The 14,739-nt window shown below is 49.0% G+C and carries 11 protein-coding genes; 2 read left to right on the forward strand and 9 right to left on the reverse strand.

All coding sequences use genetic code 11. The features are described 5' to 3' along the window. Positions 1 to 89: 89 nt before the first annotated feature. The gene (gene pyrF, locus ACO7SM_RS10330) at positions 90 to 827 is read left to right on the forward strand and encodes an orotidine-5'-phosphate decarboxylase (RefSeq protein ID WP_490470722.1); all 738 of its coding nucleotides are present in this window, start codon (positions 90 to 92) and stop codon (positions 825 to 827) included. Next, a complete protein-coding gene (yciH, locus tag ACO7SM_RS10335) occupies positions 827 to 1,153 on the forward strand; it encodes a stress response translation initiation inhibitor YciH (RefSeq protein WP_490470723.1) in 327 nt (108 codons plus the stop codon). The genes pyrF and yciH overlap by 1 nt, the downstream gene beginning before the upstream one ends. A gap of 113 nt (positions 1,154 to 1,266) precedes the next feature. Here the strand turns inward: yciH and osmB are convergent, their stop codons facing one another. The 9 genes from osmB to rdrA form a co-directional block, all read right to left on the reverse strand. Beyond that, on the reverse strand, positions 1,267 to 1,485 hold the full coding sequence (gene osmB, locus ACO7SM_RS10340) for an osmotically-inducible lipoprotein OsmB (RefSeq protein WP_162383533.1): 219 nt from the start codon (positions 1,483 to 1,485) through the stop codon (positions 1,267 to 1,269). A gap of 268 nt (positions 1,486 to 1,753) precedes the next feature. Next, positions 1,754 to 2,506 carry a DNA-binding transcriptional regulator YciT gene (yciT, locus tag ACO7SM_RS10345; protein ID WP_490470724.1) on the reverse strand — a complete coding sequence of 251 codons (753 nt, stop codon included), beginning with the start codon at positions 2,504 to 2,506 and terminating at the stop codon, positions 1,754 to 1,756. Between the two features lie 97 nt (positions 2,507 to 2,603). Beyond that, complete coding sequence (locus tag ACO7SM_RS10350; protein ID WP_490470725.1) at positions 2,604 to 2,795, reverse strand: YciZ family protein; 192 nt, start codon at positions 2,793 to 2,795, stop codon at positions 2,604 to 2,606. Positions 2,796 to 2,972: 177 nt separating this feature from the next. Then, positions 2,973 to 4,964 carry a cyclic di-GMP phosphodiesterase gene (gene pdeR, locus ACO7SM_RS10355; RefSeq protein WP_490470920.1) on the reverse strand — a complete coding sequence of 664 codons (1,992 nt, stop codon included), beginning with the start codon at positions 4,962 to 4,964 and terminating at the stop codon, positions 2,973 to 2,975. A 283-nt stretch (positions 4,965 to 5,247) separates the two neighbouring features. After that, positions 5,248 to 7,182 carry an exoribonuclease II gene (locus ACO7SM_RS10360; RefSeq protein WP_490470726.1) on the reverse strand — a complete coding sequence of 645 codons (1,935 nt, stop codon included), beginning with the start codon at positions 7,180 to 7,182 and terminating at the stop codon, positions 5,248 to 5,250. Between the two features lie 89 nt (positions 7,183 to 7,271). Continuing rightward, positions 7,272 to 8,399, reverse strand: a complete 1,128-nt coding sequence (locus ACO7SM_RS10365) for a CMD domain-containing protein (protein WP_490470727.1) — start codon at positions 8,397 to 8,399, stop codon at positions 7,272 to 7,274. A gap of 222 nt (positions 8,400 to 8,621) precedes the next feature. Then, positions 8,622 to 9,410: an enoyl-ACP reductase FabI gene (gene fabI / locus ACO7SM_RS10370; protein ID WP_490470728.1), complete on the reverse strand. Its 789-nt coding sequence runs from the start codon at positions 9,408 to 9,410 to the stop codon at positions 8,622 to 8,624. Between the two features lie 218 nt (positions 9,411 to 9,628). Next, on the reverse strand, positions 9,629 to 12,145 hold the full coding sequence (rdrB, locus tag ACO7SM_RS10375) for an antiviral RADAR system adenosine deaminase RdrB (RefSeq protein WP_490470729.1): 2,517 nt from the start codon (positions 12,143 to 12,145) through the stop codon (positions 9,629 to 9,631). 3 nt (positions 12,146 to 12,148) lie between these two features. Then, the gene (gene rdrA / locus ACO7SM_RS10380; RefSeq protein WP_490470730.1) at positions 12,149 to 14,668 is read right to left on the reverse strand and encodes an antiviral RADAR system adenosine triphosphatase RdrA; all 2,520 of its coding nucleotides are present in this window, start codon (positions 14,666 to 14,668) and stop codon (positions 12,149 to 12,151) included. Positions 14,669 to 14,739 lie beyond the last annotated feature (71 nt).

Consider the following 14,739-nt stretch of genomic DNA (forward strand, 5'->3'; position numbering starts at 1 on the left):
ACCTGTTAATTTGCGCCTCTCGCGGGTAGAATGCACGCCGTTTACCTATTTCGCGCCACACCTGGCGCCCATCATAAGAAGGTCTGGTCATGACGTTTACTGCTTCATCTTCTTCTCGCGCGGCTACTGATTCTCCTGTCGTTGTTGCCCTGGATTATAATAATCGTGATAAAGCGCTGGCTTTCGTCGACAAAATCGATCCCCGTGATTGCCGCCTGAAAGTGGGCAAGGAGATGTTCACGCTCTTCGGGCCGCAACTCGTTCGTGATTTGCAACAGCGTGGGTTTGATATCTTTCTCGACCTGAAATTTCACGATATTCCCAATACCACCGCCCATGCGGTTGCAGCCGCTGCAGAACTTGGCGTGTGGATGGTCAATGTACATGCTTCGGGTGGGGCGCGGATGATGACTGCCGCACGTGAAGCATTAATACCTTTTGGCAACGACGCGCCCTTGCTGATTGCGGTGACCGTACTGACCAGCATGGAAGCGAGCGACTTGCTTGATCTCGGCGTGACGTTGTCACCTGCTGAGCATGCAGAGCGGCTGGCGCGTTTAACGCAAAACTGTGGTCTGGACGGTGTGGTCTGTTCAGCACAGGAAGCCGTGCGCTTCAAGCAGGCGTTTGGTGAAGCATTTAAACTGGTGACGCCGGGCATCCGTCCTCAGGGGAGTGACGCTGGCGACCAACGCCGTATTATGACCCCGGAACAGGCGATGTCTGCGGGCGTGGATTATATGGTGATTGGCCGTCCGGTGACGCAGTCAGAAGACCCAGCGCAAACGCTTAAAGCCATTAACGCGTCTGTGAAACGAGGAGCATAATGAACGATTCCAACAGTCGTCTGGTGTACTCAACAGACACTGGCCGTATTAATGAGCCAGAAGTTGCGCCTGAGCGTCCGAAAGGTGACGGCATCGTCCGCATTCAGCGTCAGACCAGCGGCCGTAAAGGGAAAGGGGTTTGCCTGATTACCGGTATTGATTTGGATGATGTTGAGCTGACAAAACTGGCTGCTGAACTGAAGAAAAAATGCGGTTGCGGCGGTGCGGTGAAAGAGGGCGTCATTGAAATTCAGGGCGATAAACGCGACCTGATTAAATCGTTGCTGGAAGCCAAAGGAATGAAAGTCAAATTGGCTGGTGGCTAACGGAAAAAGCCACGGTATTTTCCGTGGCTTCAAATGCAGTGGTAAATAATATTTTTAATCAGACCAAAACGGGAATACCGTATTTATATCAATCTGATCAACCGTAATTTAAATTATTTACCCACCTGGTGGCCGATAATACCACCCACAGCAGCACCGCCCAGCGTACCCAGCGCGCTGCCATCAGTTAAGACCGCGCCGCCGACTGCACCAGCGCCTGCACCAATTGCCGTGCTGCGGTCTTGTTTAGACCAGTTAGAACATGCGCTCAGAGACATCGCAAGGGTAATAGCCAAAACAGCGGCAGTCATTTTTTTGCTCGTTGCAAACATAATACTTTCTCCTGAATTAATGATTCACGGAAGCAAGTCTCTTTAACTATAGCTAAGATAGAGGCTATCAAAGAAGCATTCCGTAAAACCGTGTTGCGCAGGTGTGTTGCCTATTATCACGCAGGTGATAGTCACTTCCTGTTATATCGCTAACATTAATTTTACGACTTTGATTCATTTACTAAAGGTAAATAGTCTTAATTGGCTGATCGGAAAAATCTCAGAGAGAGGCGATGATTTGCCGGGCGGCAAATCATCTGAAAAGCGGTCAGGCCTGGGATTCAATGATGTTCACCGTTAACCCGGCAAGCTCCAGTTCCTGTTGGTCGTTAGCGCTGATTTTTGAATCCGTTATCACGCGGTTGAACCGGGATAACGGGCCGAGCGTATACGGGTGTACGGTGCCAAATTTAGAGCTGTCGGTCAGCACAATGGCCTCCGCCCCTTTTTCAAGAACCGCATTGACCACATCAGAACGCATCATATCCCGTCCCGTAAACCCGGTTTCAGGCTGCCAGCCATCTATCCCGATGAAAGCCTTACTGAAGTGAACCTGTTGGATGAACTGTCGGGTTAAGGGGCCAACCATACTTTCACTTTTTTTCTGATAAATCCCACCCAGCAGAATCACCTCGCAGGCCGTTTCCTTCAACAAATGCGCGATGTAGCTGCTGACGGTAATAATCGTCACGTCTTTTTGTTCAGCCAGCGTTCTGGCCAGCAGGGCGTTACTGCTGCCGTTTTCAATAAAGACCGATTCCCCTGGGTTGACCAGAGAAGCCGCAAACTCGGCAAGCTGATGTTTGAGGGTATAGTTAGTCATCATGCGCGTTTCAACATCTTCACTGTCCAGTGAAACGGCAAAACCATGAGCGCGGCGCAGATAGCTCTGTTTCTCGAGCGTGTTGAGATCCTGTCGAATCGTCACTTCAGAAACACCGGTGATTTTCGCCAGCTCGGCCACACTCATGCGGCCTTTATCAATCACCATTTGTAAAATAGATTGTTGTCGGGAATTCATAGCTTTAATTTTTATAATGGTATCCATACCGTGGAGTAAAAGAATGCTACGTAGTCTGCGTCAGTTCATGCCCGACGTCAGATGGAGCCCTGTATTGTTAGATCTCCCAAGGGGATCTGGGGTGTTTTGACGACGATTCCGCATCGTCTTTCACCTGGCTTAATAACTCTGCCTTCAGAATTTCAAGGTTATGAATGGCTGAGTGGTAATCGCCTGCGACAAGGATATCCAGTACGGTATCAATTCGCTCAGCGACACGTTGTGCGTCGATATCAGACATGGTTGTCATCCTTACGTCAGAATGTGTTTGATTTTAATGATGCAGAAAATTATCGCAAAAGAGAAGGGAAAAATAGGATTACGCGCAACCCGTGAGAGATATCATATCTTCTGTCATTACAGACAGATAGGTTTGCGCTGAAATGGCCTTTATTCTGGACGGTCAGCGTCCCCTTGAACGCCAACGCTAGCGCATTTTTTTGCTCAGATACCGCTTATACCAGCGTTCAAATGCGGCGGCGGGCATTGGTTTGGCAAACAGAAAACCCTGCCGTTCGTTGATGCCATTCTTGGTTAGGAAAGCATCTTCCTTCGTGCTTTCAACCCCTTCAGCAATCACCTGCAGATTCAATGCCTGCGCTACAGCGACGATGGCGCGAACCAGTGATTGCGAGATGGACTGCTTGTGTATGTCTTTGACGAAGGTGTGATCAAGTTTGATGGCATCAATCGGGAAGCGGGCAAGCTGCGACAGGGAGGAGTATCCGGTGCCAAAATCATCCAGATGTATTTGTGCGCCCAGTTGGCTAAATTGTTGGATGACAGATAACGCAAGATCTTCATTTTCAATCAAACAACTTTCCGTCAATTCAACATCAATGGGGCAGTACTCAAAGTTAAGCTCATTAAGAACCTGCTTCAGGTCAGTAAAAATCGTCTGATCGGCGAGCTGACGGGCAGAAATGTTGACCGCCACACGCAGATGAATCCCTTTATCACGCCATGCGGCAACCTGTCTGACCACCTCGAGGAGCACCCAGCGTCCCAGCGGAACAATCAAACCAGACTCTTCAGCATACGAGATAAATTCACGGGGAGGGATCAGCCCGCGTTCGGGGGATTGCCAGCGCACCAGCGCTTCCAGGCTGCGAACTTCGCCTCGCCAGGTCAGTTTGGGTTGGTAGTGAATCAGCAGTTGATCGCTTTCAAGGGCTTTACGCAGATGGGTATCCAGCCACAAATATTCGAATACCCGTTGGTTCATTTCGGGGGAGAAAACGCAAAACTGGCCGCGTCCACCTTCTTTGGCGGTGTACATTGCCGTGTCAGCGTTGCGAATAACGCTCTCGCTGTCGTGGCCGTGTTGAGGAGCCATCGCAATACCGATAGAGGATCCGGTATGCACTTCGATTAGGCCAATACGGAAGGGCTGGCGTAAACGCGTTAAAATGCGGGAAGCAACGGCCTCAAGCGAACCCTGAGAGGTTTGGGTGGCAAGAATAATAAATTCGTCACCGCCCAGGCGGGCCAGTAGCTGATTCTCCTCCAGACAACTGAGGATCGCCAGTGACACGGCCTGCAACAACTGATCGCCAAACATATGTCCGTAGGCGTCATTCACCTTTTTGAAATTATCCAGATCGAGATAAACAATACCGACCTGACTTTCCCCGGCGCTACCAATGGCGTCATCGATCAGCTCATGAATAGCATTACGATTGGGAAGTCCGGTGATCGTGTCGGTATTGGCTAACACCCGCAGGCGTTCCTGCGCTCGGCGCTCTTCGGTGATGTCGGTTCCCGAGCAGATCAGATAGATTTCATTTTTTCCGCTACCGCTATGCACAAATTTATTGCGAAACAGAAACAGGCGCTGGCCTTTCCGGGTCTTTACCCAGCGTTCGATTTCGTAGGAGTTGCCGTTACGGAAAAAACCGTCAATGTTACGCCGTGAGGCGGCGGCTTCACGACGGCTCATAAATAACTTAAAAATGCTTTGCCCGATGACTTCGTGCTCTTTCAGGCCGGTATACTCTTCGCACAGACGGTTAAAGCGCTGAATATTGCCCCGGCTATCGAGGATCACAATAGCGGAATTGGCTTCGGAGACGACCTGTTCGGCAAAGGATAAGCCTTGCACCAGATCGCGGGCGACGGAAGGCGTATCGTGCCAGGCGGATGCGCTGCCAGCCCATTCACGTTTATTGATTTTTCGTCCCACCAAATGCACTGACACATCGTTATCGTCGATGGGTAGCGTCATCATCAGGCTGGAGGTGATCACGGTCATTTCGCGAATGCGGTTGGCTTGTTCGGGCGTGAGTTCGACGGACTGATCCGCCTGTGCCGTCTCGGTTACCGATAAGTGCAGGATGTTGCAATCTTCCGACAAGTGCCAGTAAGGGGAGTGTGCCCCAAGAAAGCTAAATAAGGTTACCGGTTCCTGAATATTTTTCATCATGCATACCGTCCTGTTTAAAGCACTACAGCCTTCAGGAGAAAGGTTAGCCATCCATCCTGTGCGGTAACTATGGCTGAACATATTGTTTTTTTTATATTTTAATTTGTAATCCAGATTTAGAAAAATGCATACTCATCACAGAGAAATAGCCAAAAAAAACGTAACGAATACGTAAAGTGTAGTGTGCGTGGGCGGTTCAGACGGGAAAAGAAAACGGCCTTTCCTTATCGGGAAAGACCGTTGTCGTTGTCATACTTCACGTTGCAGGTACGGTGCTACGTTATGCGACCGGGCGAGCAATGACGCTACGGGTTTCCATGCGCACTTCGGCAATCGTGACGTCGATAACGTCAGTGACTTTGTAAACCGCTTCGCCTTTAATCTGTACGGTTCCGTTTTCCTGGCTACAGACCAGTTCATCACGCACGGCATGAAGGAACGGTGCAGGAATAAAGGCAACGGCGCCGTTATCGACCAATCGCACACGCATTCCACCACGGCTGATATCCATGATTTCTGCCGCGAAACGCGTGTCGGTACCGGCTTTGTCACTCAGGAAACGCGCGTACAGCCAGTCGCCGACATCACGTTCCGCCATACGGTTCAGGCGACGGCGTTCTGCCATTTGCAGGGTGGTTTCTTCCTGCGGACGCGCAATGGACTCACCTTTGATGATGGCCTTCAACAGGCGATGGTTGATCATGTCGCCATATTTACGGATAGGCGACGTCCAGGTGGCGTAGGCTTCCAGACCAAGACCAAAGTGCGGGCCCGGTTCGGTGCTGATTTCGGCGAAAGACTGGAAGCGACGAATTCGACTGTCCAGGAAGCCGGAAGGTTGCGCATCCAGTTCCCGACGGAGTTTGCAGAAACCCTCCAGGGTCAGGACTTCTTCGGCATTAACGTGCATACCGTGCGATGACAGCAGCGCCGCCAGGGCGTCGACGTTCGCCGGGTCAAAGCCCATATGGACGTTATAAATACCAAAACCTAACTTGTCGCGGAGTACGCGAGCGGCGCAAATATTGGCGGCGATCATCGACTCTTCCACAATACGGTTGGCAATGCGACGGGGTTCCGCAACGATATCGAGGACTTCGCCTTTCTCACCCAGCACAAAACGGTAATCCGGGCGGTCTTTGAACACCAGCGCGTGGTTGTGACGCCATTCGCCACGGCTCAGGCAAATGCGTTGCAGCAGTCGGATCTGCCCGGCAATGGCTTCGCTCTCAGGCTGCCAGGTGCCGGTGTTTTCCAGCCAGTCGGAGACATTGTCATAAGCCAGTTTTGCTTTTGAAATGATGGTCGCGGCGAAGAACGTGATGTCGTCTTCAAGGGTTCCATCAGCAGCAATGGTCATCCGGCAGGCGAGAACCGGACGCACTTCCTGCGCGCGCAAGGAGCACAGGAAGTCAGAAAGCTCACGCGGCAACATGGGAATATTGAAACCCGGCAGATAGTTGGTAAACGCACGGATTTTCGCCGAGTTATCCAGCTTGCTGCCTTCGGCAATCCAGGCGGTAGGATCGGCAATGGCGACGGTGAGTTGCAGTTTACCGTCTGCCAGTTCTTGTGCGTATAACGCATCGTCCATATCTTCGGTGCTGGCACTGTCAATGGTGACAAAATCCAGCGCCGTCAGATCCTGACGCTCGAGGCCTTCATCCAGCATTTCAGTGGCAACGCCATCAGGGGCTTCTTTTTCGAGATTATGACGCGCCAGTGTCACCCACCATGGCACGAAGTGATCGTCGCCAAAGGTGATGAACTGGGTTAATTCGGCGTAAAACGTACGATCGCCTTTCAGGGGATGACGGCGCATCTCAGCGACAGCCCAGTCACCCTCTTTAAATTCATGTTCCACACCACGTGCGGCACGGCACGGGATGGCGTCTTTCAGCAACGGATGATCCGGCACGATGGACAGACGATCGTTCTTACCCTGAACTTTGCCCACGAAACGGGTCAGGAAGGGTTCAATCAGTTCTTCGGGTTCAGCAGATTCGCGTTCTTTTTCCGTGTGGATTACCGCGACAATGCGGTCACCGTGCATCACTTTTTTCATCTGCGGCGGCGGGATGAAATAACTTTTTTGCGCGTCGACTTCCAGGAAGCCAAAGCCTTTTTCCGTGGCTTTTACCACCCCTTCAGCACGTGGCGTCTGGGAATGCAGTTGCTGTTTAAGCTGCGCTAGCAGCGGGTTGTCCTGAAGCATAATTGTCTATTTTCGTGGCCAAAAGAGCGGCTGACAGTTTTACGCGATTCTGCCTGACGCATCAAGCGCTCTTTAAGCAAATGGATGGGTTAGTGGGTCTCACCCAGCGCGATTTTTAGGCGGTTTAACCATCCGCATAATCCGCTCCAACTGAGTAAGTTGACAGCCTGTTCAGAGGAATAATCGAGCCCGGATAACGCGCTGAACTGAACGTCGCTAAAACGATCGGGCGCCCTCGTGAGCCATTGTATCGCTTGCAACGTAATCCGCTCAACCGGATGTCGCCGTTCCCACTGCTGTATTTCACGTTCGTCCTGACGCAGTGCGGCAATGAGCGGGGCACATTTCGAGAAACGTTGCGCCTGCTCATTAAAGCACGCGACGCTGCCATTAATACGGGCAGAGAGTAGGGTGGCAAGCCCGAGGGCGTTCTGCGGCATCTCAGTGCGCAATGCGTTTGTTATCAGCGTGGAAAGGAGGGCAAGCAGCGCAGGTTCGTGCGCCAGTACGGGCGCAAGCCGCTGTAACTCCTGTTGTTCAGCGCAGGCCTGAGGGAACGCCACGGCGACATGCGCCGGATGCCATGTCGCCTCGGTGGCCGCAAAAGGGAGGGCCGGGGCGAACGGCTGCATATCGAGTCCGGGCACCCAACGAACCGGCTGTCCGAGAAAAGCCTGAAAGACGGCTACCACCCGCGCCTGAAAACCGACAAAGCCGACGATCTGGTTTATCAGAACACTGTCCCATACCGTCAGCCCAACATCATCCAGATGTTGCCGGGCGCGGCCATCAATCACCGCAGGAGAACTGGCCAGTTGACGGGCATACTGGGTTATTTGCGCCAGTCGATGGTTACTTTCTCGGGAGGAGTCGGGGCCAGGGAGCGGCGCCAGACGAGCCGCATAGTGGTTGCACAACCGCTGAACGCCACAGACCTGCGCGACCGTTAATGCGGTGCTCATGCGTTCATAGGCGCTGAACGTATTCATCTGATTTTGCTGAACATGAGCGGGAAACAGAAGGTGAGCAAATTGACGGGCGGGGTGCAACCAGGACTGAAAGGGGAAAAGCGCGTCTTCAGGCATCGGCAGATCGAGCAGAAAACGGTCCTCTACGTGCGCCGCCTCAGGCACCAGCGGCAGGACATCCTGCGCCCAGGCGTTGGACTGTGTTTCATGATACCAGTGGCTTTTGCCTTCAATTCGGCGTTGTTCCATGGGCGTTCCTTTTCTAAAAGTGGCGACCCGGACACGTCGTCGAAACACAGCGGGTCGTTTTCGCTGCATTATCCTGACGTAAGCAAGAGGTGGGATGAAAGATTGTTACGTGATAATAAATATCGTAAAGCTATATGCTGCGCGGGAAAAGCATGGGGAGAGGGGAAAGCGGGCAGAGATCGATGGGCGACAAAAGTCGCCCATACCCTGTTCCTGAAACGATTATTTCAGTTCCAGTTCGTTCATTGCCGCGATGCTAAAACCGCCATCAACGTGAACCACTTCACCGGAGATGCCGCCCGACAGATCGGAGCACAGGAATGCAGCGGAGTTGCCCACATCTTCGATGGTAACGGTACGACGAATCGGAGTAACCGCTTCGCAATGCGCCAGCATTTTACGGAAGTCTTTGATACCGGAGGCGGCCAGCGTACGGATTGGACCTGCAGAGATGGCGTTAACACGCACACCTTCAGGACCCATTGCATTCGCCATATAACGCACGTTGGCTTCCAGAGACGCTTTCGCCAGACCCATTACGTTATAGTTCGGGATAGCGCGTTCTGCGCCCAGATAGGAGAGCGTCAGCAGCGCAGAGCCAGGGTTCAGCATGGAACGGCATGCTTTCGCCATTGCAACGAAGCTGTAGGAGCTGATGTCGTGAGCGATTTTAAAGCCTTCGCGGGTGACTGCGTTCACGTAGTCGCCGTCCAGTTGGTCGCCAGGGGCAAAACCGATGGAGTGAACGAAACCATCAAATTTAGGCCAGGCTTTAGCCAGCTCTGTGAACATGGTGTCGATGCTTTCATCTTCTGCCACATCACACTGCAGAACGATGTTTGAACCCAGTTGAGCAGCAAACTCTTCCACGCGGCCTTTCAGTTTGTCGTTCTGGTAGGTGAATGCCAGTTCCGCGCCTTCGCGGTGCATCGCCTGAGCGATACCGTAGGCGATGGACAGTTTGCTGGCAAGACCGGTTACCAGAATACGCTTACCGGAAAGAAAACCCATAGCTTAGATCCTTATCGTTATTGCTTATTTTGCTTTCAATTTCAATATGTTAAAAGCAGTGTATCAAATTTGTTCGAAATTAGCCGAAAATTATAGCCCACTCACGGGTCTTCGTGTCACGATAATTTTCATCGATTTTCGAGATCTTACTGCACAAGCCTATTATATCATCCAGTGAGGGCTTCACCTCATCCAACCAGAGTAAGTAGAACTTCTTGTCATCGGCTATCTTGCTTTAAATGATTGGCTTTGAAGATTGCTATTCCCTTCTGGCGAATAGAATCAATCCACAAATCTGCCATCCAGGCGCCAATAGCAAAATACTGAATAGTACATTCACGCATCAGTCGATGTTCGTTAGCGATGGTTGTAGGCATCAATGCACTATCATCGGTGTTCAGGCATACGGACAGCGGACCTGAGCGCAAGCCATATTTGTTGAATTTATCGCCGGGTTTTAACCATTCCGGGTTTGGTGGATTCCAGCGAAATAGGGGATGTTCATGGTATTTTTCAAAGCGTCCAATGTAAATATTTGAGGTAGGGCAGGCTTCAATAACAAGTCCAATTCGACTGTATTTCTCAATTAGATAGTCTTGTATCGCTTCATATAACCGAAGTTCTCCTGGTGAGATGATATCTTTATCATCACAGGTATGTGCAACAAAACTTTCTGTATCGCCCGGAAGGCAGTTGACCGAAATAATACGATTAAACGCCTGATTTTCACCGCTATTTAAATACCGCTCCCACAGTGTTTTCGCTGTAACGTTGGTCAACGGATTTTGACTTTCGCATGCCACGACGTTCCAGTCGGGCACCCACTCTTGTCGGTTTGCGATTTCAGTTTCAAGGGAAGAGTAGTCAGGCCAGTTTCGGCGGAGTAGCCATGCCCTGTACAAAAGATCCGGTGTATAAACCTTTTCATGCAGCAATTGCGACCAGTGGTGGATTTTATCCCTCAATTCATGCATCACCGGGATGTGTTCAACGGTATGCTGAGAAAGTAAAACTGCCTGGTGGTATGCCCAGACAAGGTTGTCGAGATGCTGTCCTGCGGTGATGTATGCGCGACGCTGCCGCTTTGCCCAGTGGTGAACATCCACGCCTAATGCTAATCCATGGCCCAGCCGATCCCCTTCGCTGAGATGACAAAATTCGACAGCTTCATCCATTGCGCGTAGGCCGCATAAAAGGTGACTGTAGTCTTCCCCTGCGTGGACGGTGATAAAAGGTCTGGGCAATCGTACTGACCAGTGCTCTCCGGCACGATATTTTGCGGCTCGCAATACACGTAACGCAGGAGCAAACACCTCAATCGGCAGGTCGTTTTCATTACCCGCGACATCGTAACCGCGAATCAATTTACGGACATCCAGTCTTTGTTCGGGACTCCCGAGATGTGTATGGTAACCCGTTTCCTGAACAGTGACCGATGCTGAAAAATTCTCTAATGCTCGTACCTGTGCCAGCAGATCGCTACGCAGTTTTTCTAACCGACGATCATTACGCGGATGCTTACCGTATCCGCGACGAAAATGTATAACGATATGAGCCTGTTCAGACATCGCTCGTTTTTCATGTCGAATGAAAAAATCAGTGAGTTTATGGTGATAAATATTATTTTTCTTACCTAACACGAATGTTGGACTGACACGATACTCACGATGAATATTACTGCTATTGTCAAAATCTACTGTATCACTTTTACTATTATCAGCGTTGGCACCCAGTCTGCCGACATCAAAATAATCAACAAACTGACCCAGGCCCACGGCAGAAACCACCATGTAATTACGCAATATATTGCAGACTCTGATCAAATTAACGAGAACTGACTGGTAGTTACTTGTTGAGGCGTTCATCATTAACCCACAGCAGAATAATAACCATCGCTGGTGACCGAACTGTTGTTTCTGGGTGGCGATTTTTAATATTCTTTGTTGAGGCGTAGTTGGCTGCTGAGTGCAACGAAGATCATCTAATGATAAACCTTCCCCATTGGAGATATGAGCATGATTTATCGGGTTTGATGTAGTGAAAATACTGGTTAGTAAGCATGATGAATAACCCTCCATCCACTGCGGAAGATTATCTTTTGCAAGTCTTTGGCTTTCAAAGAAAGTGTATTCCTGGCGATAAGGCCATTTTAAATGCTTCCCGAGAGTATAATCATTGTCAATAAAACTCAACATTGACATTGATGTATAACCATGGCCGTTGAAATGTACGTGGTTATCCGCATAAAGCGTTTCGCCGGATTCGCCAGGAAATGCAAAGGGGCATTGGTTCTCCGTCAATAATATAACAATATCGTGCTCGGATAATATCTCTTGCTCATGCAGTTTGGCGTAGGCTATTGCAATGACCCATGCAGGATCAATGACTGAGCAAAGCATTGACCAGGCTTCTAAACGTTCGCGGCGAACTTCAAAGCAATTACCTCGCCAGAGCAAAAAATCATCCGCTAACCTGGAGATAAGTTTGAGATAGTCACCATCTGCACTGGGTACGTGCCAATAGCGCATATTATTCTGAATATCTTCTTTACGAAGATGCCCACCAAAGTAGAACTGGTAGTCCAGCGCAGCTTGAGAAACAATATGTCTCTCCGCATCTGCTGGACTGCTTGTCAGTTCTCCTTCTCCGAGGTGTCGCATCAAGTGGTGATAAAACACGCGATCAGATGCCAACAATACGGAAGGTATCAGCCAATGAGGATCCTGGTTGTACATGATTTAACCCACGACCTCCTCTCCAACACCCTGAACAAGTCCACGATAAAACCATGCGACTTGATTATTTTCTTTCAGCTGTGACAGCATGACTCGTGAAGACTGCATCCGTTTACGAATATTCAGTGCCGTTTCAGTATTGTTACTTGCCCATTGCTTAACTTCCTGTGTTCTGATCGTGGTTTTGCCCGTCTGTGTATAATAAAAGTCGCGCAGTTCAGTAAACGACATTTTTGAAAAATAAGCTTCATTAAACAGCGTCGCCGCGTTGTTATCACCGATCGGATAACATTCAGATATATCAATATTGAATATTGGGTGATACCACATTGCAGCGACAAGCTGCGCATACTCATCTTCACTGACACGACTAACCGTCAATGTACCATCCTTAGCAACGCTGAGGTCGACCACGCCGGCGAGATTGCGAGATAAAGTACGATCGTATTTTGTGAATTCTCTATAGTCTCTGACGATAGATGCTTTGGCGCCTGTGGCTACGTTGGTATTGACAACAAGACCATCTTTGGTAAAGGTCAGGAGTGCGTTGATGAATATATACTCAAAACGCCGCGCCAGATCCGATAACAGTTCTTCCCGCGGTTTTTTCTTATCGATTAAATTCATTCTGAGCACAGATAGCTGAGAAAAAACTTTATTAAAAATAACACAGAACAACGGTATCAGGTTTTTACCTTTGAGTGCCGGAAGTTTTTCAGCCTCGCACCAGTCGTAAATTTTATCCACCAGATCGTTAATGTGGCTGGAGTAGTCGATGGGATTGTCGGGTTGATTAAGACCGTCGTCGACTTCTTCTATCTCTCTGGTATGGTTCATTGCAAAGATTGAATAGAATGGTGCGCGTAGGAAAAGATCCTGAAAAATAGCGTTGAATTTCTCTTTTTGATAAAAAGTATCTGGTAGATTGCCGGTAACCGCAAGCATCGACCAGCCAAGAAGTTCAAAAACCCGGCTGAAGAATATATGATGTCGTCGGTTTAGTTGTCGGCTGTAGTAGTCATGGTGCGTATAGAGCGCGAGTAACAACGGATTGCCATTTTTAGCCTCTGCCACCGTTTTGCTAATAAACATGGGTTCCATGATAAATTCTAAAGCAGGCATGCTGCGTAATATATCTGAACTGTTTTTTACTGAGCTTAAGATGCTTTGGTTGGTGTCATGGGCTCTCATGTCCTGAGCTACTATTTTCTGTTGGTCAATAAATTTTTTAGTTGCCCACTTATATCGATTCATCTGCAATATGGGATTGAATGCGATCAACCGGCTAAAATCAAGTTGCGCTGTCTGTTGGGCAATCTGAATGCTTAAATAGGTTTCCATGTTGGTTAGGGCAACACCATCATGATGCGTTTCAGCCCAATAAGAATACTTTTGCCAAATATCAGGCGTGAGATATTGCTGCTCTTTTAGTAATGAAGGCGGTAAACTTCTAATTAACTGGGTCACTTCTCTGGCGCTAATCGGTCGAACCCAGTCAGTACTACGCTCCTGGCCATTGCACAAAGCATAGAACGTTTCTTTCAGTAATGATTCGTATTGTGGGAAAGTCAGGCTGGATATTTTGTTGGTATTTTCTGTTTTTGAACCGTTATAACGAATTTCCAGTTTTGGTAATATTTGATCAATGGGTTGCAATGGCAGTCGGGTATGATTTGGGAAGACTTTTGTCAGATAAGCATCCGACAAACCTTCAGCCATATAACCAACACCGAATCTATGGTTTGGCCCATGAATAAAGGCTTTTTTGGTAATGTGACGATATAACTCATCATCACCGCTCACCAGCGGAAGTATTAGAGGACAGGAAAGTAAGCAGCGAATATCATCCAGTACGGCAAAAGCATTATCAATTTTCATATCGACATCATCAATTGGTAATACTAGTGCATCACAGCCTATTAAATTCACTGTGGCAATCAAAAATCGATGAAAATCGCGCTCGAGATGAATTCCTGAACGATATTTTTGAATTCTGTCGATGCCCCGTAATTCATCTATTTCTTGTGATTTTCCTAATGCGCCGGCTAGCGTTCTTAACGCCTGGAAAAAGGTCTCTTTTATTGCCTGGCTAATATCCGGTTGGTTAAGTTTGGATTCAACAGAAGCATAAATGGAGGCAATTATGACCTCAGAGAAACGGTCATCAATGTTCAGCAAAGTGGGGTCGATGACATCGATGAAATGTAACTCAGGCAATTGCGTTGATTTCGCAGTGTAATTTTCCCACGCTGCACTGGCATTACGCAAGAATACGGTTTTTCCTGCTCCCCGGGCGCCGTTGATGAAAATGGCATGATGGTAACTGGTGAGTCTGGTAGCTTGGGAGTCTTGCAAATCAACTTTATAGTGTCGGGCCTCTAACCCCATACGTGCCAAATTTTCAAGCATCTTCTTATTTGCCTGCTGTTGCCAAAGGTTATTTTGCTCGCCTTTGACTCCGCTCCCACAAAAATCATCACGATATTCAGGCAAATCGAGATCAAGTATTATTTCACTGGCCATAAATCCCTCATGGAATTAAAACCCAAAGCATAATGCAGTGGGTGTTAAAAAATGCGTAGGAGGTATTTAGA

The sequence above is a fragment of the Citrobacter sp. LJND-P06 genome (assembly GCF_058188415.1).